This is a genomic window from Pseudomonas khavaziana, assembly GCF_036704165.1.
GTDB classification, from domain to species: domain Bacteria; phylum Pseudomonadota; class Gammaproteobacteria; order Pseudomonadales; family Pseudomonadaceae; genus Aquipseudomonas; species Aquipseudomonas khavaziana.
Genome location: NZ_CP129946.1, coordinates 269,010 through 294,408 on the forward strand (window position 1 = coordinate 269,010; position 25,399 = coordinate 294,408).

Here is a 25,399-nt window from a genome sequence, read left to right on the forward strand (position 1 = left end):
GCGATGAACATGAAAGCATTCGTTATCGCCTCCCTGGCGCTCTTGAGCAGTTGCTCGGTCAGCGCCGTCGAAACCGACTTGATCAAGCAGGGTGAATACCTGGCGCGTGCCGGTGACTGCGTGGCCTGCCATACCGCCAAGGGCGGCAAACCCTTCGCCGGTGGCCTGCCCATGGAAACCCCCATCGGCGTGATCTATTCGACCAACATCACTCCGGACAAGACCGGCCTGGGCGACTATAGCTTCGAGGACTTCGACAAGGCCGTACGCCATGGCGTCGCCAAGAACGGTAGTACGCTTTACCCGGCGATGCCCTACCCGTCTTACGCGCGTGTCAGCGACAGCGATATGCAGGCGTTGTATGCGTATTTCATGAAGGGCGTTGAGCCGGTTGCCCAAGAGAACAAAGACAGCGATATTCCCTGGCCCTTGAGCATGCGCTGGCCTTTGGCGGCTTGGCGCTGGATGTTCGCGCCTGCGGTCGAGGAGCATCAGGCGCAAACCGCTGCTGATCCGGTGATCAATCGTGGTGCTTATCTGGTTGAAGGCCTCGGCCACTGTGGCGCCTGCCATACGCCTCGTGCCCTGACCATGCAGGAAAAAGCCCTGAGTGCCACTGATGGCAACGCCTTCCTGTCCGGCAGTGCACCGTTGGAAGGCTGGATCGCGAAGAGCCTGCGCGGTGACCACAAGGATGGCCTTGGCAGCTGGAGCGAGGAGCAATTGGTGCAGTTCCTCAAGACCGGTCGCAGTGATCGCAGCGCGGTGTTCGGTGGCATGAGCGATGTTGTCGTCCACAGCATGCAGTACATGTCGCAAGACGACCTGACCGCTATCGCCCGTTACCTCAAGAGCCTGCCGGCGGTCGATCCCGAGGACCAGCCACACCAGTACGACAAGCAGGTAGCCCAAGCGCTCTGGAAAGGCGATGACAGTAAGCCAGGTGCGTCGGTGTATATCGACAACTGCGCGGCCTGCCACCGTACCGATGGCCATGGCTATACGCGTGTGTTCCCGGCACTGGCGGGTAACCCGGTATTGCAGACGGCGGATGCCACATCGTTGATCAACATCGTGTTGAACGGCGGTACTTTGCCGGCGACCCATACGGCGCCATCGACCTTCACCATGCCGGCGTTCGCCTGGCGCCTGTCGGACCAGGAAGTGGCGGATGTGGTCAGTTTCATTCGTGGTAGCTGGGGCAACAAGGGGGCGCCAGTCAATGCCAGTGAGGTGGCGGACCTGCGCAAGAGCACTATGCGCACGACCTCGGGGGATGACTTGGGGCAGGTGACGCAAAAGCACTGATTTCTCCCTGGCTGCCCAACGGCACTGGTCAGAAACCTCACGCCTCGGTACTGTATAAAAAAACAGTATCGAGGCGTTTTCATGTCTACTGCGTTGCCGCCCCGCGGTCGGGGCACGGCCACCAACCTGCACAACCGGTTTGCACCTACGGTCAGCGTGGCTGAGGACGACGGCTGGTACCAGGAGGTGCCCGAGACCCAAGGCACCGAAGTGCGTATTGAAACGGCCAAGACCATCATCACGCGCAATAACTCGCCGGACTTGCCCTTTGATCGTTCCATCAACCCTTATCGCGGCTGCGAGCACGGTTGCATCTACTGTTATGCGCGGCCCAGTCATGCCTATTGGGACATGTCCCCGGGGCTGGACTTCGAAACCAGGTTGATCGCCAAGACCAACGCGGCTGATGTGCTGGAACAGCAACTGTCAAAGCCTGGTTATGTGTGCGCGCCGATCAACCTGGGCTCCAATACCGATCCGTACCAGCCTATCGAGCGGGAATACAAGATCGCTCGGCAAACTCTGGAAGTGCTGCTGCGCTACCGGCACCCGGTGACTATCATCACCAAGGGGTCGTTGATATTGCGCGATCTCGACCTGCTGACCGAGCTGGCCCGCCAGCGGCTGGTGGCGGTGATGATCAGCCTCACCAGCCTGGACGATGAACTCAAGCGCATCCTGGAGCCACGCACGGCGGCGCCCAAGGCGCGGCTGAGGGCGATTCGGGTTATGCGCGAGGCGGGTATCCCGGTGGGCGTGTTGTGCTCGCCGATGATTCCGATGATCAACGACAGCGAATTGGAGAGCCTGCTCGCCGAGGCTCACGCGGCCGGGGCACAAAGCGCGGCGTATATGATGCTGCGCTTGCCGTTGGAGGTTGCGCCGCTGTTCGAGGAATGGCTGGCGGCCCATTATCCTCAGCGTGCCGCCCATGTCATGAGCTTGGTGCGCCAGGTGCGCGGTGGCCAGGTGTATGACAGCCGCTTTGGTGTGCGAATGCGGGGTGAAGGGCCATTTGCGGACCTGCTGGCGCAACGCTTCAGCAAGGCGATCAAGCGCCTGGGGCTGAATCGTCGTGAAGGTTTCAATCTGGATTGCGCGGCGTTCTGTCCGCCGGGCAGGCAAATGGCATTGTTGTAGACTGATGAATAAGACGGCACGATTACTGTATGAGTGGTCGCGTTTTGATATCACTGAAAGCCCCGAGCTAGAGCGGTTCATTCAGTTTGAGTTAAGTTTCGGCGGTTACCTTGTTCAGCGAGTGACTCATTAGTCGCCGCCGTGGATTCTGGGGTCTCAACTATTCCACTCGCCCGGCGTCGAATGGTAATGAACGCTCCCCTGCATTAATCAAGAGGATGAATCATGAGTGACAAGGATAAACAGCCTTTGGCTGCGTCGGCTTCAGCCCCTGGGGCGGAGTCCGCCGATGCAGCGTTGCAACATATCGTTGACGGCTTTTTGCATTTCCATCACGACGTCTTCCCCCAGCAGGAAGAACTCTTCAAGAAACTCGCCACGGCGCAGAGCCCGCGGGCGATGTTCATTACCTGTGCCGATTCGCGCATCGTGCCTGAGCTGATTACCCAAAGCTCCCCCGGTGACCTGTTTGTAACCCGTAATGTCGGTAACGTGGTGCCTCCCTACGGCCAGATGAACGGTGGCGTATCCACGGCCATCGAGTACGCGGTGCTCGCCCTTGGTGTACAGCACATCATCGTGTGCGGGCACTCCGACTGCGGCGCCATGCGCGCGGTACTCAACCCCGACAGCCTGGAAAAGATGCCGACGGTCAGGGCATGGTTGCGTCACGCCGAAGTCGCCAAGGCCATGGTCCATGACAACTGCGACTGCGCCAATGAAGGCGAGAGCATGAAGGTGTTGACCGAAGAAAACGTCATCGCCCAGTTGCAGCATTTGCGCACCCACCCCTCCGTGGCCTCGCGCATGGCCAATGGTCACCTGTTTATCCATGGCTGGATCTACAACATCGAGACCAGCGAAATTCGGGCCTACGATGCGGAAAAGGCAGCGTTTCGACCGTTGAACGGCACCGAGCCGATCCCGTCCGCGACGCCTAGAGCGCGCTTCTAAAACACTTCCCCGCCGGGTAAAGCGGTGGCTGCCATGGATGCAGCCAGGCTTTGCCGTGCCCGGCGAATGCCTCGGGAGAGCCATAATGCGTGCTGCTCAATTGAAAGCTGTACTGCCGCGGGAGCTGCTCGCCTCCGTGGTTGTGTTTCTGGTCGCTCTGCCCCTGTGCATGGGGATCGCGATCGCGTCCGGCATGCCGCCGGCCAAAGGGCTGATCACCGGTATCATCGGCGGCCTGGTGGTGGGCTGGTTGGCAGGGTCGCCGCTGCAAGTCAGCGGCCCGGCAGCGGGTCTGGCGGTGCTGGTGTTCGAGCTGGTGCGCCAACACGGCATGCTGATGCTGGGGCCGATCCTGTTGCTGGCGGGTTTCCTGCAACTGGTGGCTGGACGTTTACGCCTGGGCTGCTGGTTTCGTGTCACGGCACCGGCTGTGGTCTACGGCATGTTGGCGGGGATCGGCGTATTGATCGTGTTATCGCAGATCCATGTGATGCTCGATGGGGCGCCCAAGCCGTCTGGGCTGGATAATCTTGCAGGTTTCCCGGCGGCTGTCGCTGAAGCAATTCCGACCCTCGGCGGCGGGCTGGGTTGGCAAGCCGGTCTGCTCGGCCTGTCGACCATGTTGGTGATGTACCTGTGGGATAAATTCCGTCCGCAACAGCTACGGTTCGTGCCGGGCGCCTTGCTCGGCGTGGGCCTTGCGACCGTCACCAGCCTGGTGTTGGCCTTGCAGGTCAAGCGTGTGGAAGTCCCGGAAAACCTCGCGGATGCCATCGACTGGCTGCGCCCCAGCGACCTGCTCAACTTGGCGGATCCACAGCTGTTGATCGCGGCATTTGCCGTCGCGTTTATTGCCAGTGCCGAAACCCTGCTGTCTGCCGCTGCGGTTGACCGTATGCACAGCGGCCAGCGCTCCGATTTCGATAAGGAGTTGTCTGCCCAAGGTGTCGGCAACATGCTTTGCGGCCTGGTGGGCGCCTTGCCGATGACCGGCGTGATTGTACGCAGCTCAGCCAACGTCCAGGCCGGTGCTACCACGCGTTTATCGGCGATGTTCCACGGCCTGTGGCTGCTGGGCTTTGTACTCTTGCTGTCTAGCGTACTGCAAAGCATTCCGGTGGCGAGCCTGGCGGGTGTGCTGGTGTACACCGGGATCAAGTTGGTGGACGTCAAGGCGTTCAAGGCACTGGGGCGCTATGGGCGGATGCCGATGTTTACCTATGCGGCCACGGCGCTGGCGATCATCTTCACTGACCTGCTGACCGGCGTATTGGTGGGCTTCGGACTGACTCTGGTCAAGCTGGCATTCAAGGCGTCACGATTGAAAGTCAGTCTGGTCGACCTGCCTCAGGACGGTGAAATGGAGTTGCGCCTGACCGGTGCCGCGACCTTTCTCAAAGTGCCAGCGCTGACTCAGGTGCTGTCGGCGGTGCCTGCGGGGACCACGTTGCACGTGCCGCTGAGTAACTTGAGTTATATCGACCACTCTTGCCTGGAGTTACTGGAGGAGTGGGGCCGGGCCAATGCAGCCAAGGGCTCGACGCTGGTGATCGAGGCGCGTGGGCTCAAGCGCCGGTTGGAAGGTCGTGTGCGCACAACGGTGGGGATAGGTTCGGCGCCGTCTACTACCTGACGAAACCGGATCAAAAAATGTGGGCGGGAGCAAGCCCCCTCTTATCAAACTTCAAGTAATCTACTGATTTTAAAGGGTTAAAATTTAGTCCTGACGCTGGATATTTTGGAGTCGGCCCAGGTTGCTGCGCGACGGCGCCACGTCGACGATGTGACCGGGTTGTTGGGTTGTTGGGGCGAGTACATATCCGTTGCTTAGGTAACGGCCACTATAGGTTCCGCCCTTACGGCGGCTCACTTTGCAAAAGCGGCAAAGTAAGCAAAACGCTCTTGCCCCACCACTCGGCACCTCGCTTGGGCTCGGTGTGCCCGTAATCCGACAGGGATTTTGGGGGCCGCCGCCACGCGCCATCCATGGCGCGGGGCGGCTAAACCGGCATCCCTGCCGGTTTACCCCCCAAATCCCTGTCGAATTCCGGCCAGCGTGGTTTAACGGGGCGCCTTAGATCAAAAACACAGCGAGGCGGCCTTATAGCCGACCTGATCGTTGAAGCGTGCGCGTACCCCTGTGGGAGCGGGCTTGCCCGCGAAGGTCGTTAACGATGACGCGGGAAACCAGAAAGAACGCGGCGTTCTCAGGTTTTTCGCGAGCAAGCTCGCTCCTACAGAAAAGCAGAAGCACCGCCAGCGTATCTGCGACGCGCAGCGAGTCGCTTTTGATCTTGATCTCAGGCGCCCCGTTAAACCACGCTGGCCGAACGCAGGCTTGAAGCCGTGGGTAACCCGGCAGGACGCCGGGTTAGCCGTCCTGGGCCAGGGATGGCCCATGACGGCGGCCCACGGATTCAAGCCGGAGTGAGGGCACACCGAGCCTAGGCGAGGTGCCGAGTGGTGGGGCAAGAGCGTTTTGCTTACTTTTGCGCTTTTCAAAAGTGAGCCGCTGTAAAAGCGGAACCATAAGTGGCCGTTGCCCAAATAACGGATATGTACCCAAGACGAAAACCGACATCCTGCTCGGCTGTCAGGCCGCCACAGGAGCAAGCTCCCTAGTTTGCTGCGCGACAGCGTCACATCGAAGATGTGGTGGGGACTCCCACATTTGATCTTTGTAAACCAGACGATTTACGCCGGCTGGTCCAGCGTCAATTCGACCCCAAGCTGGCGCGACAGGCATGGCCAGCGCTTCCACGCCGCTTCTGTTTCCGGGCTTTTGAGCTGTTCGCGATAGGCCTCGACCGACTCCAGCGCAAAGCTTTCTTCGTTAAGCATTTCATCTACCGCGTGGTGTACGGCTTCATCCAATTGGTTGGCGAATGTTTCGCCGATCAATCGGTGAGCAATCACATTGGCTACGGTGGTATCTGCGGGAATCAACGGCTGGCCGAAATGCTTGATATACAGATCGTTGACCTCCTCCACCAGACGATGGGCCAGGTAAGCCTCGTCCAGCAGGCCGTCGAGGCCCTCGTGCCCAGCCATGATCGCGGGCGGCTGCAGGAAAAAGTGTTCGGCGATTTTCAGCACCGGCTTGATTTGGCTTTCAATTCCGGCCTCGCGGGCCACATCATTGGCGGCGTCCAGCAAATCGGGAACCAGATCGATATAAGCGGTGACAAAGCGGGTCATGACAATGTTGCTATCACCGTCAGCCAAGGAAATGGCCGAATGCAGGTGCGGCAATTGTTTTTCCAGCTGTGTGGCAAGCTGGCCAGTGCTGGCTTCGTGTTGACGGGCACGGGAAATCTGCTCGCGCAATGCGGCGGTGTTCATGAAGGCTCCAGTGAAGCAGGTGTAGGAAAAGGGAGAGGATAAGGTAGCTCGTTTAAACGAGCGCCTAAGACGCATTTGTCATAATTATTTCATGGTTATACGTGTGTGTTATATCGAAATGCCATCGTTCGTCAGATAAACGTTTGCGTCCCCGGTTTTATTGGGCCCACCGGTCTGTTTTCGCTCATTTGCCCCTACACATTGCGGGGTTGCCCTGGCTGTCTATACTCGGTTTTGTACGCAATTAGCTGATGACGCCCAACTGCATGACGCAGGCAAGGCTTGGCGGTTGTAAGCAGTATGGAAGCCGCTCCCTTCGCCGCAGGTGCAAACCGGCGGGATAACAAGAAACATAAAGGGGAACCCGCAATGACGCGACATCCACACGTTTGGATGGGCCTACTGTTGTGGTCGGTATTCGGCCAGGCGCACGCCGCCTGGACAACGAATATGGCGCCAGGGGCTACTGAAGTCAGTCACGCCGTGTTTGACCTGCACATGACCATCTTCTGGATCTGTGTGGTGATCGGCATCGTCGTGTTTGGCGCCATGTTCTGGTCGATGATCCTGCACCGCCGGTCCACGGGCCAGGTTGCGGCCAAGTTCCACGAGAGCACTACCGTGGAGATTCTCTGGACCGTGGTGCCCCTGCTGATCCTGGTGGCCATGGCCATTCCGGCGACCAAGACCCTGATCAACATCTACGACAGCAGTGAGTCGGATATCGATATCCAGGTCACCGGCTACCAATGGAAGTGGCACTACAAGTACCTGGGCCAGGATGTGGAGTTCTTCAGCAACCTGGCCACGCCCGCCGAGCAGATCCATAACCAGGCGACCAAAGGCGAACATTACTTGCTGGAAGTCGACCAGCCGCTGGTGTTGCCGGTGGGCGCCAAGGTGCGCTTTCTGGTGACCGCCGCCGATGTGATCCACTCCTGGTGGGTGCCGGCCTTTGCGGTCAAGCGCGACGCCATCCCAGGCTTTGTCAACGAGGCTTGGACCCGCGTCGAGAAACCCGGCATCTACCGTGGCCAATGCGCGGAGCTGTGCGGCAAGGACCACGGCTTTATGCCCATCGTGGTCGAGGTCAAATCCAAGGCCGACTACGACACCTGGCTCGGCGAGCGCAAGGAAGAGGCCGCCAAGCTCAAGGAACTGACCTCCAAAGAGTGGACGCTGGATGAGCTGGTAGCCCGTGGCGACAAGGTCTATCACACCACCTGCGTGGCGTGTCACCAGGCGGAAGGCCAAGGTTTGCCGCCGATGTTCCCGGCGCTCAAGGGCTCGAAAATCGCCACCGGCCCCGCAGCCGATCACTTGGGTATCGTCTATCACGGCAAGCCCGGTACCGCGATGGCAGCCTTCGGCAAACAACTCTCGGAAGTGGATATCGCCGCTGTCGTGACCTACGAGCGTAACGCCTGGGGCAATAACAAAGGCGACATGGTTACGCCCAAAGACGTGCTGGCTCTGAAACAGGCGGAAAGCAAATGACTACTTTCGTTGCGAATGCCCTGAATCGCCCCGCTGACTCGCTTGCAGGAGAACGGCCATGAGCACTGTGATCGACCATGGTCATGCCGACCATGCCCACGGCCCTGCCAAAGGCTTGATGCGCTGGGTGCTGACCACCAATCACAAAGACATCGGCACGATGTACCTGTGGTTCGCCTTCACCATGTTCCTGCTCGGCGGCTCGTTCGCCATGGTGATCCGCGCCGAGCTGTTCCAGCCGGGCCTGCAGATCGTCGAGCCGGCGTTCTTCAACCAAATGACCACCATGCATGGCCTGATCATGGTGTTCGGCGCGGTGATGCCGGCCTTCGTCGGCCTGGCCAATTGGATGATCCCGTTGATGATCGGCGCGCCGGATATGGCCCTGCCGCGCATGAACAACTTCAGCTTCTGGCTGCTGCCGGCGGCATTCCTGCTGCTGGTGTCCACCCTGTTCAGCCCCGGCGGCGGGCCGAACTTCGGCTGGACCTTCTATGCACCGCTCTCCACCACCTACGCACCGGAGAGCGTGACGTTCTTCATCTTCGCCATCCACCTGATGGGCATCAGTTCGATCATGGGCGCGATCAACGTGGTTGCCACCATCCTCAACCTGCGCGCGCCGGGCATGACTCTGATGAAAATGCCGCTGTTCGTGTGGACCTGGCTGATCACCGCGTTCCTGCTGATTGCGGTGATGCCGGTGTTGGCGGGCTGCGTGACCATGATGCTGATGGATATTCACTTCGGCACCAGCTTCTTCAGTGCTGCCGGCGGCGGTGACCCGGTGCTGTTCCAGCACGTGTTCTGGTTCTTCGGCCATCCGGAGGTATACATCATGATCCTGCCGGCCTTCGGTGCCGTCAGCTCGATCATCCCGACCTTCTCTCGCAAGCCATTATTCGGCTACACCTCGATGGTCTACGCCACGGCAAGTATCGCGTTCCTGTCGTTCATCGTGTGGGCGCACCACATGTTCGTGGTCGGTATCCCGCTGGTGGGTGAGCTGTTCTTCATGTACGCGACCCTGCTGATCGCGGTGCCCACGGGGGTGAAGGTGTTCAACTGGGTCAGCACCATGTGGCAGGGCTCGCTGACGTTCGAGACGCCGATGCTGTTTGCCGTGGCGTTCGTGATCCTGTTCACCATTGGCGGTTTCTCCGGGCTGATGCTGGCGATTGCCCCGGCGGACTTCCAGTACCACGACACCTACTTCGTGGTGGCGCACTTCCATTACGTACTGGTGCCCGGCGCGATCTTCGGGATCTTCGCCTCGGCCTACTACTGGCTGCCGAAATGGACCGGCCACATGTACGACGAAACCCTGGGCAAGTTGCACTTCTGGCTGTCCTTCGTGGGCATGAACCTGGCGTTCTTCCCCATGCACTTCGTGGGGCTGGCCGGCATGCCGCGCCGGATACCGGACTACAACCTGCAGTTCGCCGACTTCAACATGGTCTCATCCGTGGGCGCCTTCATGTTCGGTGCTACGCAGATCTTCTTCCTGTTCATTGTCATCAAGTGCATCCGTGGCGGCACACCGGCACCCGCCAAGCCGTGGGATGGCGCCGAAGGGCTGGAATGGAGCGTGCCCTCGCCCGCCCCATATCACACATTCACCACACCGCCGGAGGTCAAATGAATACCTCTGTGTGTTGCGAACGCGGTACATGTGGGAGGGGCGGTGCGACGATTCGACTTGCTCCCGCTGGCGGTCTCACATCCACTAATGATGTCGCCTGGCACACCGTCATCGGGAGCAAGTCGAATCGTCGCACCGCCCCTCCCACATTGACTGCACCAGCCTTGGGTGGGTGTCATGGCTGACTCCGTGCCCCTCAAACGCCTGGTCACCCGCCTGCTGATCCTGGTGCTGGCGATGTTCGCCTTCGGCTTCGCCCTGGTGCCGATCTACGACGTGATGTGCAAGGCATTTGGCATCAACGGCAAGACCGCCGGGCAGTACGAGGGTGAGCAAATCGTTGACCCTTCACGCCAGGTGCGGGTGCAGTTTCTGTCAACCAATGCCATCGACATGGTGTGGGAGTTTCACTCCAAAGCCGATGAAATCGTGGTCAACCCCGGGGCAGTCAACGAGATGCTGTTTGTGGCCTATAACCCGACCGATAAGCCGATGACGGCCCAGGCGATCCCGAGCATTTCCCCGGCCGAGGCGGCGATGTATTTCCACAAGACCGAATGCTTTTGCTTTACCCAGCAGGTGCTGCAGCCAGGCGAGCGTATCGAAATGCCGGTGCGTTTTATCGTCGACCGCGCCATGCCCAAGGATGTGAAGCATTTGACCCTGGCTTACACGCTGTTTGATATCACTGCGCGGCAAGCGCCGGTGGCCGCGAACAGCGGCGGCTAGCTACTGTTTGCCCCCTCAATCAGGAGAGCGAATACATGTCGACTCATGATACGTACTACGTACCAGCGCAAAGCAAATGGCCAATAATTGCCACAATTGGCCTGCTGGTCACCGTGTATGGCCTGGCCGTGTGGTTCAACGACTTGAAGGCGGCGCGTCCGGAATCCCATGGCCCGTGGATCTTTTTCGTCGGCGGGCTGCTGCTGGCCTACATGCTGTTCGGCTGGTTCGGCGCGGTGATCAAGGAAAGCCGCGCCGGTTTGTACAGCGCGCAGATGGATCGCTCGTTTCGCTGGGGCATGACCTGGTTCATCTTTTCCGAGGTGATGTTCTTCATCGCCTTTTTTGGTGCGCTGTTCTATGTCCGCGTGTGGGCGGGCCCCTGGCTGGCGGGCGAAGGCCCCAAAGGCATCGCCCATATGCTGTGGCCGAATTTCGAGTTTGCCTGGCCGCTGCTCAACAACCCCGATCCCAAGCTCTACCCGGCGCCCAAAGGCACCATCAGCCCCTGGGGCCTGCCGTTGGTGAATACCATTCTGCTGGTGAGCTCCAGCGTGACCATCACCATCGCCCACCATGCCCTGCGTAAAGGCCATCGCGGTGCGCTGAAGATCTGGCTGGCGATCACCGTGCTGCTGGGCCTGGCGTTTCTCGGTTTTCAGGCTGAGGAATACATCCACGCCTATAAAGAGCTGGGCTTGACCTTGGGCTCTGGCGTGTACGGCGCGACCTTCTTCATGCTCACGGGCTTTCACGGTGCCCACGTGACCATTGGCACCATCATTTTGTTTGTGATGCTGATGCGCATCCTGCGTGGGCATTTCAACGCCGAGCATCAGTTCGGTTTCGAGGCGGCCAGTTGGTATTGGCACTTTGTGGATGTGGTGTGGATCGGGCTGTTTTTCTTCGTTTATGTGCTGTGAGGTGGTTTACCACGGCGCATGAGAGACCAGTTGGCCGCTGAAAAAGCCCCAGGCGATCAAGCTCACGGTAATCACGGCCAGTACCACGCGCACGGTCAAGGCAGTGACGAGGCGGTTGGAGTTGCCCTCGTCCTTGACCAGGAAGAACAAGCCACTGAACAGGCTCACGACAGTCGCGATCAGCATCAGGGCAATGGCTGCTTTGAGCATGGTCTGGCTCCAGGGCTATTGGGGGGAGGGGCGATGAGATCCAGTATAGCCAGTGCCATGCAGCGCTTTCGTCCGGGTATCGCACCGACGCTGGTGGTGCTGGTGTTGTTGCCATTGATGGTGAGCCTGGGGTTCTGGCAACTGGCTCGAGGGCATGAAAAACAGCTGCTGGTGGACAGCTATGCCGAGCGCCGCGCCGCCGAGCCGGTGAGCAGCGTGCAACTCAACGACATGGCCGATCCAGCCTTCCGCCGTGTCCATCTTCGTGGTCAATTCGATGCCGAGCACAGCGTGCTGCTGGATAACCGTATGCGTGACGGCAAGGTTGGTGTCGAGTTGCTGCAACCCTTTCACGATCAGGCCAGCGGCCTGTGGCTGTTGCTTAATCGCGGCTGGCTGCCGTGGCCGGACCGGCGTACGCCACCGGCCTTTTCCACTCCTGAACAGGCACTGAATCTCGACGCCTGGGTCTATGTCGCCCCCGGTGAGACCTTCCAGCTGCATGCCGACCCTGCAAGCTCGCAATGGCCGCGTCTGCTTACCGCGTTGCACCCCGCCGCGCTGTGGGACGAGCTTGGGCGTAGCGGCTTTGCCTACGAACTACGTGCCGAAGCCGGGCCCGGTACGTACGAAACTACCTGGCCAATAGTCGCCATGGGCCCGGAAAAACACCTGGCCTATGCAGTGCAGTGGTTCGCCATGGCACTGGCGTTGCTGGTGCTCTATCTCTACCTCGGATGGCACAACAAAAAGGAGAAGCCCCATGGGAGCGGCCATGAATCCACTCAACATATCTGAGGTGCCTGACCGCCGCAAAGGTCGCTGGCAACTGGTCCTGATCCTGCTCATGGTGGTCGGCCCGATGGTGCTGGCGACCCTGATGTACAAGCTGCAATTCTGGGTTCCGGACAGTCGCAGCTACCACGGCGAACTGATCGGCAACGGCCAGGCCCGTGCCGACATCGGCGTACAGGCAGATGAAGATCGCTGGCAGCTGCTGGTTACTGCCCCTGCTACTTGCGCTGCCGATTGCCAGCAATTGGTCTACCTCGCTCGGCAACTGCAGATCGGCCTCGGCCGCGACGCCTCCCGTGCCAGCCACGCCCTGGCCAGCGCGCAACCTGTCGCTGCGCAATACGACGCCAAGCTCAAGGCCGAATACCCACAACTGCAGCGTTACCCGCTGGATCTGCCGACCTTTACCAGGAGCGCCGCCGCCCCCGGCGAAGCGCAACTGTGGATCGTCGACCCCCACGGCAACCTGGTGCTGCGCTACGACGCCAAGGTCAAGGGCAAGGACTTGCTCAACGACCTGCGCCTGCTGCTGAAACTGTCGAACATCGGATAAGGGATCGTCATGGCCAAGCCTGGATTTCGTCTCGCGCTGTTTGCCACGTTGCTGGCGCTGATTGTGGTGCTGCTAGGCGCCTACACGCGCCTGACCCATGCCGGCCTGGGCTGCCCGGATTGGCCGGGTTGCTACGGTTTTATCAGCGTGCCCAACAGCGAAGCCCAATTGGCCCATGCCGAACTGCATTTTCCCGACACGCCGGTAGAGGCTGACAAAGGCTGGGCCGAGATGACCCATCGCTATTTCGCGGGCAGCCTGGGGCTATTGATCGCGCTACTGGCCGCGCGCTCGTGGAGCCATCGGCGTGATCCGGGCCAGCCGGTGAAATTGCCCATGTTTGTGTTGGTGGTGGTATTCGCCCAAGCCGCCTTTGGCATGTGGACGGTGACCTTGAAGTTGTGGCCGCAAGTCGTCACCGGGCACCTGTTGGGTGGTTTTGCGACCTTGAGCCTGCTGTTTTTGCTGACCCTGCGTTTATCTGGCGTGCTGCCGGCGCTGATCGTGCCCAAGCGCCTGCAGTATTGGGCGACGGCGGGGCTGGTACTGGTGATCGGGCAGATCGCGCTGGGCGGTTGGGTCAGCTCCAACTATGCGGCCGTGGCCTGTGTCGACCTGCCGACCTGCCACGGTCAATGGTGGCCGGCGGCAGATTTTGCCAATGGCTTTCACCTGACCCAGCACATCGGTCCCAATTACTTGGGCGGCCAGCTCGACAGCGAGGCGCGCACGGCGATCCACCTGACCCATCGCATCGGCGCTGTACTGGTCACCCTGGTGCTGCTGGGCCTGGCCTGGCAGCTTCGCGCCGTGGGCATGACGCGGCTGGCGGGTTTGTTGTTGATCGCCCTGGCTGCGCAAATCAGCCTGGGGGTGAGCAATGTGGCTTTCGGCCTGCCGTTGCCGGTGGCGGTGGGGCATAACGCGGGTGGAGCGGCGTTGTTACTGACCCTGGTACTGGTCAATTACCACGCCCGTACCAGCCTGGTCCGGGTTCGCCACCAGTTACCGTTCGGCTGGCGTTTCAGCCCGCGCAAACGGGTTTCGGGCCTGATCACCCTTAAAGGAGAAATGCCATGGCGACCTTGATCGGCGCACGTCGCGATCAGGCGATCTGGCGCGATTATCTGGAGCTGACCAAGCCGAAAGTAGTGGTGCTGATGCTGATCACCTCGCTGGTGGGCATGTTTCTCGCCACCCGCGCCGGGGTGCCGTGGACGGTGCTGCTTTTCGGCAACCTGGGCATTGCCCTGTGTGCCGGCGGCGCGGCGGCGGTGAACCACGTGGTCGATCGACGGATTGATGCGGTGATGGCGCGTACCCATAAACGCCCGATGGCTGAGGGGCGTGTATCGCCGGTTGCGGCGTTAGCGTTTGCATTGTTTCTGGCTGTTGCGGGATTGGCCCTGCTGCTTGCATTCACCAACCCGCTGGCGGCATGGCTGACGCTGGCCTCGCTGCTCGGTTACGCAGTGATCTATACCGGTTTTCTCAAGCGCGCGACGCCGCAAAATATCGTCATCGGCGGCCTCGCCGGCGCAGCGCCGCCACTGCTGGGCTGGGTCGCCGTCACCGGGCATGTGAGTGCCGAACCCCTGCTGCTGGTACTGATCATCTTCGCCTGGACCCCGCCACACTTCTGGGCCCTGGCCATCCACCGCAAAGAGGAATACGCCAAGGCCGATATCCCGATGCTGCCGGTCACCCATGGCGAGCACTACACCAAGGTGCACATCCTGCTGTATACCTTTGCTTTGCTGGCGGTGAGCCTGTTGCCCTACGTCATCCATATGAGCGGCCTGCTCTACCTGGCTTGTGCCTTGGTATTGGGAGCACGCTTTCTGCAATGGGCCTGGGTGCTGTACCGTGGCAGCCAGCCGCACGCGGCGATCAACACGTTCAAGTACTCTATCTGGTACCTGTTCCTGTTGTTTATCGCCCTGCTCGTAGACCACTACCTACTGTTGAACCTATGACTCGAACTCAAAAAACCGTCTTCATCCTCGTGGCCCTTGTGGCGTTGATCATGGGCCTGACCGTTAACAAAGTGCTCTCGGGCAAGGGCCAGGGCGACCCCACCGCGCTGATCGACGCCGGCATCATCCTGTTGCCGCAAAGCCGCCAATTACCTTCGGTGAGTATGACCAACCAGGACGGCCAGCCGGTGCTGGTCAATGAATTGAAAGGCAAGTGGAGCCTGCTGTTTTTTGGATACACCTTCTGCCCGGATATTTGCCCGACCACCCTCGCCCAACTGCGCCAGATCAAAAGCGAGCTGCCCAAAGAGGCTGTGGATAAATTGGAGGTGATCCTGGTCAGCGTCGACCCGAACCGCGACACTCCGGCCCAGCTCAAGCAGTACCTGGGCTACTTCGATCCGCAGTTCGAAGGGCTGACCGGCGCGAATGTGGAAGATGTGCAGAAGGTCTCGAATGCCGTGAGCATACCCTTCATTCCGGCAGATACCAGCAAGCCGAACTACACCGTGGATCACAGCGGCAACCTCGCGCTGATCGGCCCGGACGGCACCCAGCGTGGGTTTATCCGTGCGCCGCTGAACAACCAGAAGCTGGTAGCGCAGTTGCCAGTGCTGCTACAGCGAAATTAGCAGGCAACACAAAGCAAATGTGGGAGGGGGCAAGCCCCCTCCCACATTTGGTTTTGTGCAAAGTTTAAAAAAGTGCGGTGTCGGACATTTCCTGCATGTTGTCGCGCTTTGCGTGAACTTGCTGGGTGGTGCTTGTGTGGCTAGTCTTTGGCCTGTCGCTGCAAATTCAGTGACAGGGCGTAGGAACCCTTTTATGTACCCTCGGCGTCATAACGCCACCGTCTGATTGCGGCGTTTTTTTTGTGCCCGTAATATCAGCCGCGGCGGCTATGCGCGGGCACGTTTCGACGTGGCTGAGATCCCTGGGTACTCGGTTCCTACCCCGCGTATGGCTGCCACCCAAGCCCGTAGGAAGGCCGTTGGCAGCTCCTCTTCATACCCGGAGTTGTCCCAATGAACATGCTGACCCCTGATCCACCCATCACCCCAGAAGTATTCACCCGCCATCATCACCAATTGCACGTCGTGCTGATCGACGCTCAACCTTGGTTCAGTGCCGGTGACATCGGCCGCCTGATGGGTCTGCACCTCAATGCGGCGTTACTGCGCAAGCTCGATGTTGATCAGCAGCAAACGTTATCGCTGATCACCCATGGCCGCACCGACTCGACCTTGATGCTCAGCGAGTCTGGCGTCTATGCGATGCTAATTTATCACTACTATCCGGAAAATCGTTGCCTGCGTCAGTGGCTCACCCATGAGGTTGTGCCGACCTTGCGCGGTAAACAGCGGGCCTGTGCGTTGGTTTGATCTCACAAGCGACGCAAAACAAATGTGGGAGGGGGCTTGCTCCCGATAGCGGTGGACCAGTCAGCTCATGCATCGACTGACACTCTGCTATCGGGGGCAAGCCCCCTCCCACATTTTGATCTCCAGTGTTTTGGAGATCGAGGCGGATCAGAATGCTGGCTTGATCGCGCCTTTGTACTTCTCTTCGATGAATTTTTTCACCTCGGGCGTGTGCAGTGCTGCAATCAGTTTCTTCACTGCGTCCGAATCCTTGTTGTCTTCGCGGGTCACCAGGATGTTCACGTAAGGCGAGTCGCTGCCTTCGATTACCAGAGCATCCTTGGATGGGTCCAGCTTGGCTTCCAGGGCGTAGTTGGTGTTGATCAGCGCCAGGTCGACCTGGGTCAGCACGCGCGGCAAAGTGGCGGCTTCCAGTTCGCGGAATTTCAGGTTTTTCGGGTTCGCGGTGATGTCCTTGATGGTCGACAGGATGTCGGTCGGGTCCTTCAGGGTGATCAGGCCGTTCTTGGCCAGCAGCAACAGCGCGCGACCGCCATTGGTGGCGTCGTTCGGGATTACCACGTTGGCGCCGCTTGGCAGTTCGTCCAGTTTCTTGTACTTGCTGGAGTAGGCGCCCAGGGGTTCCAAGTGCACGCCGCCAACGCTCACCAGGTGAGTGCCCTTGGCTTTGTTGAATTCATCCAGGTACGGCTGGTGCTGGAAGAAGTTGGCGTCCAGACGCTTTTCGGCGACTTGCACGTTGGGCTGCACGTAGTCGGTGAAGACTTTGACCTGCAAGTCCACGCCTTCTTTGGCAAGGGCAGGCTTCACGAATTCGAGAATTTCCGCGTGAGGCACCGGTGAGGCAGCGACCTTGATAGTCTCGGCATGGGCGGAAAACGCGGCAACGGCAGCGAAGGCAACCAGTAGTTTTTTCATCCAGCAAGCTCCTTGTTCGGGCATCTGCCGGCTCTGGGCCGGCAATGGCCGTTATTTTCGAGAAAAGTGCACCACCAGCCTGTCGCCGACGGTTTGCAGAATTTGCACCAGGATCAACAGCATCACCACAGTGACCACCATCACATCGGTCTGGAAGCGTTGGTAGCCAAAGCGGATTGCCAGGTCGCCCAGGCCGCCAGCACCGACCACACCGGCCATTGCGGTGTAGGAAACCAATGTAATCGCCGTCACTGTAATCGCCGCGAAAATGCCAGGGCGGGCTTCGGGCAACAGGGCGTTGGTGATGATCTGGCGGGTGGTAGCCCCCATGGCTTGAGTGGCTTCGATGATGCCACGGTCCACTTCGCGCAGTGCGGTTTCCACCAGGCGCGCAAAGAATGGCGTAGCGCCGACGACCAGCGGTGGGATCGCACCGGCGACACCCAGCGACGTGCCGGTGATCAGTACCGTGAACGGAATCATCACGATCAGCAGAATGATGAACGGCAGCGACCGCAGGATGTTTACGATCAGCGACAACAGCGCATACAGGCCTTTTTGTTCGAACAGTTGGCGCGGGCTGGTCAGGAACAGCAGCACGCCCAGGGGCAGGCCCAATAGCACGGTGAAGAACAGCGAGCCGAACAGCATGGTCATGGTGTCGCCGGTGGCGAGCCAGATTTCCGACCAGTCGATGTTGGCAAAGAAACTCAGGAAAACGTCCATCAGCGCAGGACCTCCATGTGAACGTCTGCGGCGGTGAAGCGCGCAAACGCGGCTTCCATGTCACCGCCGGTGACGGCAAGGGTCAGTTGCCCGTAAGGGATGTCTTTGATGCGGTCGATACGACCGGCAAGGATGCTGTAGTCCACACCCGTTTCCCGGGCGACGGTACCCAGCAGTGGCGCGTAGGTCGCTTCACCCTGGAATGTCAGGCGCACGATACGGCCTGGTACATGGGCGAAGTCGTCGCGCTGCTCGCCTTCGTCGACCTGTTCGGCTTCCTGTACAAAGCGCTTGGTGGTTGGGTGCTGGGGATGCAGGAACACGTCGGCCACCGAGCCTTGCTCGACAATCACTCCGGCGTCCATCACGGCGACCTGGTCGCACACGCGGCGGATCACATCCATTTCATGGGTGATCAGCACGATGGTCAGGTTCAGCTCGCGGTTGATCTCGGCCAGCAGTTGCAGGACAGACGCGGTGGTTTGCGGATCGAGGGCGCTGGTGGCTTCGTCGCACAGCAAGATTTTTGGTTTGGTCGCCAAGGCACGGGCGATGCCGACACGTTGCTTCTGGCCGCCGGATAACTGCGCCGGGTACTTCTTGGCGTGGTCCGACAGGCCGACGCGCGCGAGCAGTTCGGCGACGCGTTGGTCGATGGCCTTGCGCGACAGCTCACCGGCCAGGGTCAGCGGCAGCGCCACGTTGTCGGCGACGGTCTTGGACGCCAGCAGGTTGAAGTGCTGGAAGATCATGCCGACCTGCTGGCGGAACCGGCGCAGGCCGTTGGCGTCCAGGGCGGTGACTTCTTCGCCATCCACGCTGATCTGACCACCGCTGGGCTCTTCCAGGCGGTTGATCAGGCGCAGCAGGGTGCTTTTACCTGCACCCGAATGGCCAATCAGGCCAAACACCTGGCCGTTCTCGACGCGCAGGCTGGTGGGGTGCAGTGCGGGGATATCCTTACCGGCGACGCGGTAGGTTTTATGAACGTTTTGAAACTCGATCACGTAGCGAACCTTGTGGGGCGCATTGAAAAGGGATCAGCGGTTAGCCGGGCGCGCATTTTAGCCTGTCCGTATAGCGTTTCTTAGCATTTATTTCGCATTCATCCAGTCATTTGGCAATAACGCGATCAAAGGTCATAAAAAAGGAACGGTGCAATACCGCGTCAGTCATTACTTAAGCAACTCGATTTCCCAGGTGCCGTGCCTGGGGTTTTGCTCAAACGAGCCGGGGACCGCTCTGGCCACTTTGAATAAGGAGTTTTGACTGATGAGTATCAAGAAGCCAGCCACCCCGGCCAAGAGTGAAGTCGCGGGTACTGATACCCTGGACCGTGGCAACACCAACGCCAAGCTGCAGGCTCTGGAAGAATTCCGTTCCGATGCGACCGGCCAGGCCCTGCGCACCAACCAAGGCGTAAAGATTGCCGATAACCAGAACACCCTCAAAGTCGGCGCCCGTGGCCCTTCGTTGCTGGAAGACTTCATCATGCGTGAAAAAATCACGCATTTTGACCATGAACGTATCCCGGAGCGCATCGTGCATGCCCGCGGTACTGGCGCCCACGGCTATTTCCAATCTTATGAAGACCATTCGGCGCTGACCAAGGCTGGTTTCCTGCGTACTCCTGAGCATAAAACCCCAGTGTTCGCACGATTTTCCACGGTGCAGGGCCCGCGTGGCTCGGGCGATACCGTACGTGACGTACGTGGTTTTGCCGTGAAGTTCTTCACCGAGGAAGGCAACTTTGACCTGGTGGGCAATAACATGCCGGTGTTCTTCATCCAGGATGCGATCAAGTTTCCTGACTTTGTGCATGCGGTAAAACCTGAGCCCCACAACGAAATTCCTACCGGTGGCTCGGCCCACGATACGTTCTGGGATTTCGTTTCGCTGCAGCCAGAGTCGGCGCACATGGTGATCTGGGCCATGTCTGACCGGGCCATTCCGAAAAGCCTGCGAGCCATGCAGGGATTTGGTGTGCACACCTTCCGCCTGATCAATACCGAGGGCAAATCCAGCTTCGTCAAATTCCACTGGCGGCCGAAGGTAGGCACTTGCTCGCTGGTGTGGGACGAAGCGCAGAAACTTGCCGGTAAAGATACCGATTACCACCGTCGTGACCTGTGGGAATCGATTGAAAGTGGCGACTATCCTGAGTGGGAACTGGGTGTGCAGATCGTGGCGGAAGAAGACGAACACAAGTTCGATTTCGACTTGCTCGACCCCACCAAGATTATCCCCGAGGAGCTGGTACCGATTACGCCGCTGGGCAAGATGGTACTCAACCGCAACCCGGATAACTTCTTCGCTGAGGTAGAGCAGGTCGCTTTCTGCCCAGGCCATATCGTGCCGGGTATCGACTTTACCAACGACCCGCTGCTGCAAGGCCGTCTGTTTTCCTATACGGATACTCAGATCAGCCGTCTGGGCGGGCCGAACTTCCACGAGATCCCGATCAACCGACCTGTGGTGCCGTTCCATAACGGCCAGCGCGATGCCCAGCATCGTACGGTCATCGACAAAGGCCGTGCTTCGTACGAACCAAACTCGATTGATGGCGGTTGGCCGAAAGAAACCCCGCCTGCGCCGCAGGATGGTGGCTTCGAAACCTATTACGAGCGTGTCGACGCCAACAAAGTGCGCGAGCGCAGTGAGTCTTTCGGTGATCACTTCTCCCAGGCTACGCTGTTTTACAACAGCATGAGCCATCACGAGAAAGAGCACATCATCGCGGCCTATAGCTTCGAGTTGGGCAAGGTGGAACGTGAGTTTATCCGTGCGCGCCAGGTGAATGAGATTCTGGCCAATATCGATCTGGAATTGGCCAAGCGCGTTGCGCAAAACCTGGGCGTGCCGGCGCCGACCAAAGGCACAGTCCCAGCGCGTGAGACATCGCTGAAAGAATCGCCAGCGTTGAGCCAGGTGAACTTGCTGTCGGGTGATATCAAGACGCGCAAAGTGGCGATTCTGGCGGCTAACGGCGTGGATGGTGCGGCGATCGATGCGCTTAAGGCCGCGCTGGAGGCTGAAGGCGCCCATGCCAAATTGCTGGGGCCGACGTCGGCGCCTGTGACTACCGCAGATGGCAAGACGCTCCCGGTAGACGCTTCGATGGAAGGCATGCCGTCCATTGCCTTTGACGCGGTGTTTATCCCAGGCGGTGCAGAGTCTGTCAAAGCACTGAGCGGTGATGGTGTGGCGTTGCATTACGTGCTGGAAGCTTACAAGCACCTCAAGGCGATTGCGGTGGCCAGTGATGTGAAGCCGTTGCTGGACCTGCTGAAGCTGGAAGCGGATGCGGGGTTGATCGTGGGCGCTGATGCCAAGGCGTTCAAGGCGTTCTTTGCTGCGATTGCTCAGCATCGGGTGTGGGAGCGGGAGCCGAAATCCAAGGCGATTCCGGCCTAAACTCAGGGTTGTTAGTTAGATCGTCATCGGGAACAAGCCCCTCCCACACTTGAATTGTTAAGACATTCAAGTGTGGGAGGGGCTTGTTCCCGATGCTCTTTAGTCCGCCTTGCGCGGAATCAGCACAACCTGCGCCGGAATATGTTTCAGAATCTGCCGGTGAATCTTCAGGTCGTACCCCGAATCAATCCGCTTCACCCGTTTGGTCAGCAATGTGGCCAGCCACGGGTAGTCCTGGGTGCGCGGCACTTGAATGCTGACGTCGCACTGGTAATTCACCACGTCGGTAGCGATGGCATCCAACTGATGACGCATGTCGTCGATATCCGCGAGGTTCAGCGCCACCGTGGTGCTGGGCGCCGCCGGGTCGATGACCTTGGCCGCCGGCTTGGCTTCGGCGGCTTTCAGTGCGGCTTCTGCCTGATCCAGTTCGGCCTTGCGCGCATGGCTGATGGCGCTGTTGACGCCACCGGTCAGTGCGGGCGCCTTGGGCATCAGTGCGCGGGCACGGCTCAGGGCTGTGGCGGCGGCATTGACGTCGCCTTTTTGCAGGACGATCTGGCTGCGCTGCAGGTAGGCTTCGGCCAATTGACGCTGATAGGCCTCAAGTGCGGGATCGTTAGGCGACTGGGCCTGCAACGCCGCAAGTTGGTCTTCGGCGGTTGCCAGCTCGCTGCTGGCCAGGTTTTGCTCCAGCTGCGCGATGGTCACAGCGCGTGCGTCCGGGGCCTCCGGGGCAGCGGGCGGCGTGCTTTGACAGGCGCCCAGCAGCAGGGAAAATGCGGCAAGGAGCAGATAACGGGAGGTGAACGGCTTCATTCCTGCGACTCTCTATTTGCGCAAAAAGCGAGCAAGTCTACACCCCTCGACGGGGCAGGACAAAACTCAGCAGAAACAGGGCGGCCGCCGTAACCACAATCGACGGTCCGGCCGGGGTGTCCTTGAACCAGGACAGCGCCAGGCCCCCGCACACTGCCAGCATCCCCAGGAAGCTGGCGCCGATTGCCATCTGCTCCGGAGAGCGAGCATGGCGCTGGGCGGCGGCGGCGGGAATGATCAGCAGCGACGTGATCAACAATACGCCGACTATCTTCATCGCGACAGCAATCACCACCGCGATCAACAACATCAACGCCATGCGCAGGGCGGGCACCGGCAAGCCTTCCACCGTGGCCAGCTCTTCATGCACCGTGATCGCCAGCAACGGCCGCCACAGGGTCACCAGCAGCGTCAGCACGGCCACGCTGCCGCCGAGGATCCAGGCCAGGTCGGTCGGGCTGATCGCCAGCAAATCCCCGAATAGATAAGCCATCAGGTCGATGCGCACTTCATGCATGAAGCTCAGCACCACCAGGCCCAGGGACAGGGTGCTCGGCGCGAGGATGCCCAGTAACGTGTCGGAGGCCAGCGGCTGGCGCTGTTGCAGGGTCACCAGCAGCACCGCCAGTAACAGGCAGCCCACGGTCACGGCGATGGCCGGGCTAACATCCAGCAAGAAGCCCATGGCCACGCCCAGCAGCGCGGCATGGGACAAGGTGTCGCCGAAATAGGCCATGCGCCGCCAGACCACGAACGAGCCTAATGGGCCCGCCACCAGTGCCAGAGCCAAGCCTGCCAGCAGGGCGTAGAGCAGAAAATCAGCCATGCTTGCAGCTATCTCCATGGACGTGGGGAGTATCGACGACGGCACCATGCAGGTCATGAGCGTGGTCGTGATGGTGGTGGTAGATCGCCAGGCTCTGGGCATTTTTGCCGAACAGCTCGACGAAAGCCGGGTCGCTACTGACCTGCTCCGGATGGCCGGAGCAGCATACGTGGCGGTTGAGGCAGACAACCTGGTCGGTAGTGCTCATCACCAGGTGCAGGTCGTGGGAGACCATCAGCACGCCGCAGCCATGGCGGTCGCGCAAGCGGGTGATCAGGCTGTAAAGCTCGGCCTGGCCGGCGACGTCGACGCCCTGTACGGGCTCATCGAGTACCAGTAGCTGCGGCTCGCGCAGCAGAGCACGGGCCAGCAGCACACGCTGCATTTCGCCGCCGGAGATACTTTGTACCGGGCTGTCGATCACCTGCTCGGCGCCGACTTCCTTGAGTGCGGCCTGCGCGCGGGCGCGGTCGACGCCGGGCACCAGACGCAGGAAGCGCAATACGGACAGCGGCAACGTCGGGTCCACATGCAGCTTTTGCGGCATATAGCCCACGCGCAGCTTGGGCTTGCGCCACACGCTGCCGCTGTCGGGCTTGAGCAAGCCGAGTACGGCGCGCACCAGGGTGGTCTTGCCGGCGCCATTGGGCCCGATCAAGGTGACGATTTGCCCAGGCTCCACGCTCAGCGCGATGTTATCCAGCACCTTTTGCCCGGCGAATGTGACGCCGACCTGTTCCAGGCGGATTAAGGCGTTGCTCATCAAGCCCCCTGGCAGCCCGCGCACAGGCCGACCACTTCGACCGTTTGCCCTTCGACCTTGAAGCCGACCTCGGCAGAACTCTTGATAATGGCGTCACTGATGCTTTTTTGTTCAAGCTCGATGGCGGCGTGGCACTCGCGGCAGATCAGGAACTGACCCTGATGCGCGTGCTCCGGGTGGTTGCAGCCGACAAAGGCGTTGAGCGAAGCGATACGATGCACCAGGCCGTTTTCCAGCAGGAAATCCAACGCGCGGTATACGGTAGGCGGCGCGGCGCGACGGCCGTCCTGCTCGCTGAGTACGCCGAGAATGTCGTATGCGCCCAGCGGCTTGTGGCTCTGCCATACCAGCTCAAGCACCCGGCGACGCAAGGCGGTCAGGCGCAAGCCTTTCTGCGCGCACAGGGTATCGGCCTCCGACAATGCAGTGTGCACGCAGTGAGAGTGGTCGTGGGGACGGCTTGCAAGCGGTGTTTTAGGCATGAGCGGCGACAGATATTTGATAGAGACGTTATTATGTTACCCGTTCCTACGCCATCGAGTGGTCATCGTGTCCCGACTTTTTGCCGTTTTTGTCGTATTTGTCACCAGTTTGTTCGTTGCCAGTGCCGCCCAGGCCGAGGTCAAGGTGCTGACGAGCATCAAACCGTTGCAACTGATTGCCGCTGCTGTGCAGGACGGGGTGGCTGTTCCGGAGGTATTGCTGCCGCCGGGGGCATCGCCGCATAACTTCGCATTGCGCCCATCCGATGTACGGCGTGTGCAGTCGGTGGACCTGTTGTATTGGATCGGGCCGGATATGGAGACCTTTCTGCCCCGCGTGCTGAAAGGCCGTACGACCGCTACCGTAGCCGTCCAGGACCTGCCTGGGATGAAATTACGTATTTTCGGCGAAGATAGCCACTCCCACGCCGACGATGCCGACGAACATGACCATGATCATCGTCCTGGCAGCGTCGATGCGCATTTATGGTTGTCAACGGTGAACGCGCGGGTAATCGCCACGCGCATGGCTGCCGATCTCAGTGCGGCTGATCCAGCGAATGCCGAGCGCTATCAGGGCAACGCAAAAGCCTTCGGTGAGCGCCTGGATGCGTTGGATACGCGCTTGAAAAAGCGACTGGCGGGCGTCGATGGCAAGCCTTACTTCGTATTTCATGAGGCGTTTGACTACTTCGAAGAGGCTTACGGCCTCAAGCACGCCGGTGTGTTCAGCGTGGCCGCCGAAGTGCAGCCAGGCGCCCAGCATGTAGCGGCGATGCGCACGCGCTTGCAGGAGGTGGGCAAGACCTGCGTGTTCAGCGAGCCGCCGTTGCGGCCGCGATTGGCCGAGACGCTGGTGGCCGGGTTGCCAGTGAAGTTGGCGGAGCTGGATGCGTTGGGTGGCTATACCCCGGCTACCGCCCAGGGTTATGAGCAGGTGCTGGAGAAGCTAGGCAACGACTTGGCAGGGTGCCTGGAGTCGTTATAAGCCTCAATGGGG

At 60.0% G+C, this 25,399-nt stretch carries 25 protein-coding genes; 16 read left to right on the forward strand and 9 right to left on the reverse strand.

The genetic code is table 11. The features are described from left to right. Positions 1-9: 9 nt before the first annotated feature. The 4 genes from QYQ93_RS01200 to QYQ93_RS01215 all read left to right on the forward strand — a co-directional run bounded on the left by QYQ93_RS01200 (position 10) and on the right by QYQ93_RS01215 (position 5,035). Entirely contained in the window at positions 10-1,308 is a 1,299-nt protein-coding gene (locus tag QYQ93_RS01200; protein WP_043048300.1) for a cytochrome c, read from the forward strand. 81 nt (positions 1,309-1,389) lie between these two features. After that, a complete protein-coding gene (locus QYQ93_RS01205; protein ID WP_043048301.1) occupies positions 1,390-2,448 on the forward strand; it encodes a PA0069 family radical SAM protein in 1,059 nt (352 codons plus the stop codon). Positions 2,449-2,673: 225 nt separating this feature from the next. Next, the gene (locus QYQ93_RS01210) at positions 2,674-3,402 is read left to right on the forward strand and encodes a carbonic anhydrase (RefSeq protein WP_043048302.1); all 729 of its coding nucleotides are present in this window, start codon (positions 2,674-2,676) and stop codon (positions 3,400-3,402) included. An 85-nt stretch (positions 3,403-3,487) separates the two neighbouring features. After that, positions 3,488-5,035 (forward strand): SulP family inorganic anion transporter, encoded by a 1,548-nt coding sequence (locus tag QYQ93_RS01215; protein ID WP_338476115.1) that lies wholly within the window; start codon positions 3,488-3,490, stop codon positions 5,033-5,035. A 1,061-nt stretch (positions 5,036-6,096) separates the two neighbouring features. Here the strand turns inward: QYQ93_RS01215 and QYQ93_RS01225 are convergent. Beyond that, complete coding sequence (locus QYQ93_RS01225) at positions 6,097-6,744, reverse strand: hypothetical protein (RefSeq protein ID WP_338476116.1); 648 nt, start codon at positions 6,742-6,744, stop codon at positions 6,097-6,099. Between the two features lie 369 nt (positions 6,745-7,113). Between QYQ93_RS01225 and coxB the strand changes: the two genes are divergently transcribed. From coxB to QYQ93_RS01245, 4 genes are all read left to right on the forward strand, one after another. Next, entirely contained in the window at positions 7,114-8,241 is a 1,128-nt protein-coding gene (gene coxB, locus QYQ93_RS01230; RefSeq protein WP_124398840.1) for a cytochrome c oxidase subunit II, read from the forward strand. 58 nt (positions 8,242-8,299) lie between these two features. Beyond that, the gene (gene ctaD, locus QYQ93_RS01235; protein ID WP_043048306.1) at positions 8,300-9,883 is read left to right on the forward strand and encodes a cytochrome c oxidase subunit I; all 1,584 of its coding nucleotides are present in this window, start codon (positions 8,300-8,302) and stop codon (positions 9,881-9,883) included. Between the two features lie 177 nt (positions 9,884-10,060). After that, positions 10,061-10,612 carry a cytochrome c oxidase assembly protein gene (locus QYQ93_RS01240; protein ID WP_124398841.1) on the forward strand — a complete coding sequence of 184 codons (552 nt, stop codon included), beginning with the start codon at positions 10,061-10,063 and terminating at the stop codon, positions 10,610-10,612. A 35-nt stretch (positions 10,613-10,647) separates the two neighbouring features. Next, complete coding sequence (locus QYQ93_RS01245; RefSeq protein ID WP_043048310.1) at positions 10,648-11,535, forward strand: cytochrome c oxidase subunit 3; 888 nt, start codon at positions 10,648-10,650, stop codon at positions 11,533-11,535. 6 nt (positions 11,536-11,541) lie between these two features. Here QYQ93_RS01245 and QYQ93_RS01250 read toward each other — a convergent pair whose 3' ends face one another. Then, positions 11,542-11,745, reverse strand: coding sequence for a twin transmembrane helix small protein (locus tag QYQ93_RS01250; protein ID WP_043048312.1), 204 nt, complete (start codon positions 11,743-11,745; stop codon positions 11,542-11,544). 33 nt (positions 11,746-11,778) lie between these two features. Here QYQ93_RS01250 and QYQ93_RS01255 point away from each other — a divergent pair, with 33 nt between their 5' ends. The 6 genes from QYQ93_RS01255 to QYQ93_RS01280 all read left to right on the forward strand — a co-directional run bounded on the left by QYQ93_RS01255 (position 11,779) and on the right by QYQ93_RS01280 (position 16,451). Further along, positions 11,779-12,543, forward strand: coding sequence for an SURF1 family protein (locus QYQ93_RS01255; RefSeq protein ID WP_043048313.1), 765 nt, complete (start codon positions 11,779-11,781; stop codon positions 12,541-12,543). After that, entirely contained in the window at positions 12,509-13,093 is a 585-nt protein-coding gene (locus tag QYQ93_RS01260; RefSeq protein ID WP_338476118.1) for a hypothetical protein, read from the forward strand. The genes QYQ93_RS01255 and QYQ93_RS01260 overlap by 35 nt, the downstream gene beginning before the upstream one ends. A gap of 9 nt (positions 13,094-13,102) precedes the next feature. Beyond that, on the forward strand, positions 13,103-14,182 hold the full coding sequence (locus tag QYQ93_RS01265) for a COX15/CtaA family protein (protein ID WP_217880630.1): 1,080 nt from the start codon (positions 13,103-13,105) through the stop codon (positions 14,180-14,182). Beyond that, positions 14,170-15,069 carry a heme o synthase gene (gene cyoE / locus QYQ93_RS01270; protein WP_043048315.1) on the forward strand — a complete coding sequence of 300 codons (900 nt, stop codon included), beginning with the start codon at positions 14,170-14,172 and terminating at the stop codon, positions 15,067-15,069. Before QYQ93_RS01265 ends, cyoE begins: the two co-directional genes overlap by 13 nt. Beyond that, complete coding sequence (locus tag QYQ93_RS01275) at positions 15,066-15,701, forward strand: SCO family protein (protein WP_043048316.1); 636 nt, start codon at positions 15,066-15,068, stop codon at positions 15,699-15,701. The genes cyoE and QYQ93_RS01275 overlap by 4 nt, the downstream gene beginning before the upstream one ends. 393 nt (positions 15,702-16,094) lie before the next feature. After that, complete coding sequence (locus QYQ93_RS01280; RefSeq protein ID WP_338476120.1) at positions 16,095-16,451, forward strand: Bro-N domain-containing protein; 357 nt, start codon at positions 16,095-16,097, stop codon at positions 16,449-16,451. Between the two features lie 147 nt (positions 16,452-16,598). Here the strand turns inward: QYQ93_RS01280 and QYQ93_RS01285 are convergent, their stop codons facing one another. From QYQ93_RS01285 to QYQ93_RS01295, 3 genes are read right to left on the reverse strand one after another with little or no spacing between them, the layout of a single operon-like run. Next, a complete protein-coding gene (locus tag QYQ93_RS01285) occupies positions 16,599-17,369 on the reverse strand; it encodes a MetQ/NlpA family ABC transporter substrate-binding protein (protein ID WP_043048319.1) in 771 nt (256 codons plus the stop codon). Positions 17,370-17,420: 51 nt separating this feature from the next. Next, positions 17,421-18,095, reverse strand: coding sequence for a methionine ABC transporter permease (locus QYQ93_RS01290; RefSeq protein ID WP_003187354.1), 675 nt, complete (start codon positions 18,093-18,095; stop codon positions 17,421-17,423). After that, positions 18,095-19,102 carry a methionine ABC transporter ATP-binding protein gene (locus QYQ93_RS01295; RefSeq protein WP_043048321.1) on the reverse strand — a complete coding sequence of 336 codons (1,008 nt, stop codon included), beginning with the start codon at positions 19,100-19,102 and terminating at the stop codon, positions 18,095-18,097. The genes QYQ93_RS01290 and QYQ93_RS01295 overlap by 1 nt, the downstream gene beginning before the upstream one ends. A 265-nt stretch (positions 19,103-19,367) precedes the next feature. On the opposite strand from QYQ93_RS01295, the gene katE reads away from it, so the two are divergent. After that, complete coding sequence (gene katE, locus QYQ93_RS01300; RefSeq protein WP_043048323.1) at positions 19,368-21,509, forward strand: catalase HPII; 2,142 nt, start codon at positions 19,368-19,370, stop codon at positions 21,507-21,509. Between the two features lie 99 nt (positions 21,510-21,608). Here the strand turns inward: katE and QYQ93_RS01305 are convergent, their stop codons facing one another. Genes QYQ93_RS01305 through zur form a run of 4 tightly spaced genes read right to left on the reverse strand, consistent with a single transcriptional unit; the run spans position 21,609 to position 24,399 of the window. Beyond that, on the reverse strand, positions 21,609-22,328 hold the full coding sequence (locus QYQ93_RS01305; protein WP_043048324.1) for a PA5502 family lipoprotein: 720 nt from the start codon (positions 22,326-22,328) through the stop codon (positions 21,609-21,611). Between the two features lie 37 nt (positions 22,329-22,365). Further along, on the reverse strand, positions 22,366-23,154 hold the full coding sequence (gene znuB, locus QYQ93_RS01310; RefSeq protein WP_043048326.1) for a zinc ABC transporter permease subunit ZnuB: 789 nt from the start codon (positions 23,152-23,154) through the stop codon (positions 22,366-22,368). Then, on the reverse strand, positions 23,147-23,917 hold the full coding sequence (gene znuC, locus QYQ93_RS01315; protein WP_043048328.1) for a zinc ABC transporter ATP-binding protein ZnuC: 771 nt from the start codon (positions 23,915-23,917) through the stop codon (positions 23,147-23,149). Before znuC ends, znuB begins: the two co-directional genes overlap by 8 nt. Further along, complete coding sequence (gene zur / locus QYQ93_RS01320; RefSeq protein WP_043048330.1) at positions 23,917-24,399, reverse strand: zinc uptake transcriptional repressor Zur; 483 nt, start codon at positions 24,397-24,399, stop codon at positions 23,917-23,919. The genes znuC and zur overlap by 1 nt, the downstream gene beginning before the upstream one ends. A 58-nt stretch (positions 24,400-24,457) precedes the next feature. On the opposite strand from zur, the gene QYQ93_RS01325 reads away from it, so the two are divergent. After that, positions 24,458-25,387, forward strand: a complete 930-nt coding sequence (locus tag QYQ93_RS01325) for a zinc ABC transporter substrate-binding protein (protein WP_217880982.1) — start codon at positions 24,458-24,460, stop codon at positions 25,385-25,387. The last annotated feature ends 12 nt before the right edge of the window (positions 25,388-25,399 follow it).

Bases quoted from the DNA above. Each gene is read 5' to 3' on its own strand.
- QYQ93_RS01200 (WP_043048300.1), top strand. From the start codon at position 10: ATGAAAGCATTCGTTATCGCCTCCCTGGCGCTCTTGAGCAGTTGCTCG.
- QYQ93_RS01205 (WP_043048301.1), top strand. From the start codon at position 1,390: ATGTCTACTGCGTTGCCGCCCCGCGGTCGGGGCACGGCCACCAACCTG.
- QYQ93_RS01210 (WP_043048302.1), top strand. From the start codon at position 2,674: ATGAGTGACAAGGATAAACAGCCTTTGGCTGCGTCGGCTTCAGCCCCT.
- QYQ93_RS01215 (WP_338476115.1), top strand. From the start codon at position 3,488: ATGCGTGCTGCTCAATTGAAAGCTGTACTGCCGCGGGAGCTGCTCGCC.
- QYQ93_RS01225 (WP_338476116.1), bottom strand. From the start codon at position 6,744: ATGAACACCGCCGCATTGCGCGAGCAGATTTCCCGTGCCCGTCAACAC.
- coxB (WP_124398840.1), top strand. From the start codon at position 7,114: ATGACGCGACATCCACACGTTTGGATGGGCCTACTGTTGTGGTCGGTA.
- ctaD (WP_043048306.1), top strand. From the start codon at position 8,300: ATGAGCACTGTGATCGACCATGGTCATGCCGACCATGCCCACGGCCCT.
- QYQ93_RS01240 (WP_124398841.1), top strand. From the start codon at position 10,061: ATGGCTGACTCCGTGCCCCTCAAACGCCTGGTCACCCGCCTGCTGATC.
- QYQ93_RS01245 (WP_043048310.1), top strand. From the start codon at position 10,648: ATGTCGACTCATGATACGTACTACGTACCAGCGCAAAGCAAATGGCCA.
- QYQ93_RS01250 (WP_043048312.1), bottom strand. From the start codon at position 11,745: ATGCTCAAAGCAGCCATTGCCCTGATGCTGATCGCGACTGTCGTGAGC.
- QYQ93_RS01255 (WP_043048313.1), top strand. From the start codon at position 11,779: ATGAGATCCAGTATAGCCAGTGCCATGCAGCGCTTTCGTCCGGGTATC.
- QYQ93_RS01260 (WP_338476118.1), top strand. From the start codon at position 12,509: ATGGGAGCGGCCATGAATCCACTCAACATATCTGAGGTGCCTGACCGC.
- QYQ93_RS01265 (WP_217880630.1), top strand. From the start codon at position 13,103: ATGGCCAAGCCTGGATTTCGTCTCGCGCTGTTTGCCACGTTGCTGGCG.
- cyoE (WP_043048315.1), top strand. From the start codon at position 14,170: ATGGCGACCTTGATCGGCGCACGTCGCGATCAGGCGATCTGGCGCGAT.
- QYQ93_RS01275 (WP_043048316.1), top strand. From the start codon at position 15,066: ATGACTCGAACTCAAAAAACCGTCTTCATCCTCGTGGCCCTTGTGGCG.
- QYQ93_RS01280 (WP_338476120.1), top strand. From the start codon at position 16,095: ATGAACATGCTGACCCCTGATCCACCCATCACCCCAGAAGTATTCACC.
- QYQ93_RS01285 (WP_043048319.1), bottom strand. From the start codon at position 17,369: ATGAAAAAACTACTGGTTGCCTTCGCTGCCGTTGCCGCGTTTTCCGCC.
- QYQ93_RS01290 (WP_003187354.1), bottom strand. From the start codon at position 18,095: ATGGACGTTTTCCTGAGTTTCTTTGCCAACATCGACTGGTCGGAAATC.
- katE (WP_043048323.1), top strand. From the start codon at position 19,368: ATGAGTATCAAGAAGCCAGCCACCCCGGCCAAGAGTGAAGTCGCGGGT.
- QYQ93_RS01305 (WP_043048324.1), bottom strand. From the start codon at position 22,328: ATGAAGCCGTTCACCTCCCGTTATCTGCTCCTTGCCGCATTTTCCCTG.
- znuB (WP_043048326.1), bottom strand. From the start codon at position 23,154: ATGGCTGATTTTCTGCTCTACGCCCTGCTGGCAGGCTTGGCTCTGGCA.
- znuC (WP_043048328.1), bottom strand. From the start codon at position 23,917: ATGAGCAACGCCTTAATCCGCCTGGAACAGGTCGGCGTCACATTCGCC.
- zur (WP_043048330.1), bottom strand. From the start codon at position 24,399: ATGCCTAAAACACCGCTTGCAAGCCGTCCCCACGACCACTCTCACTGC.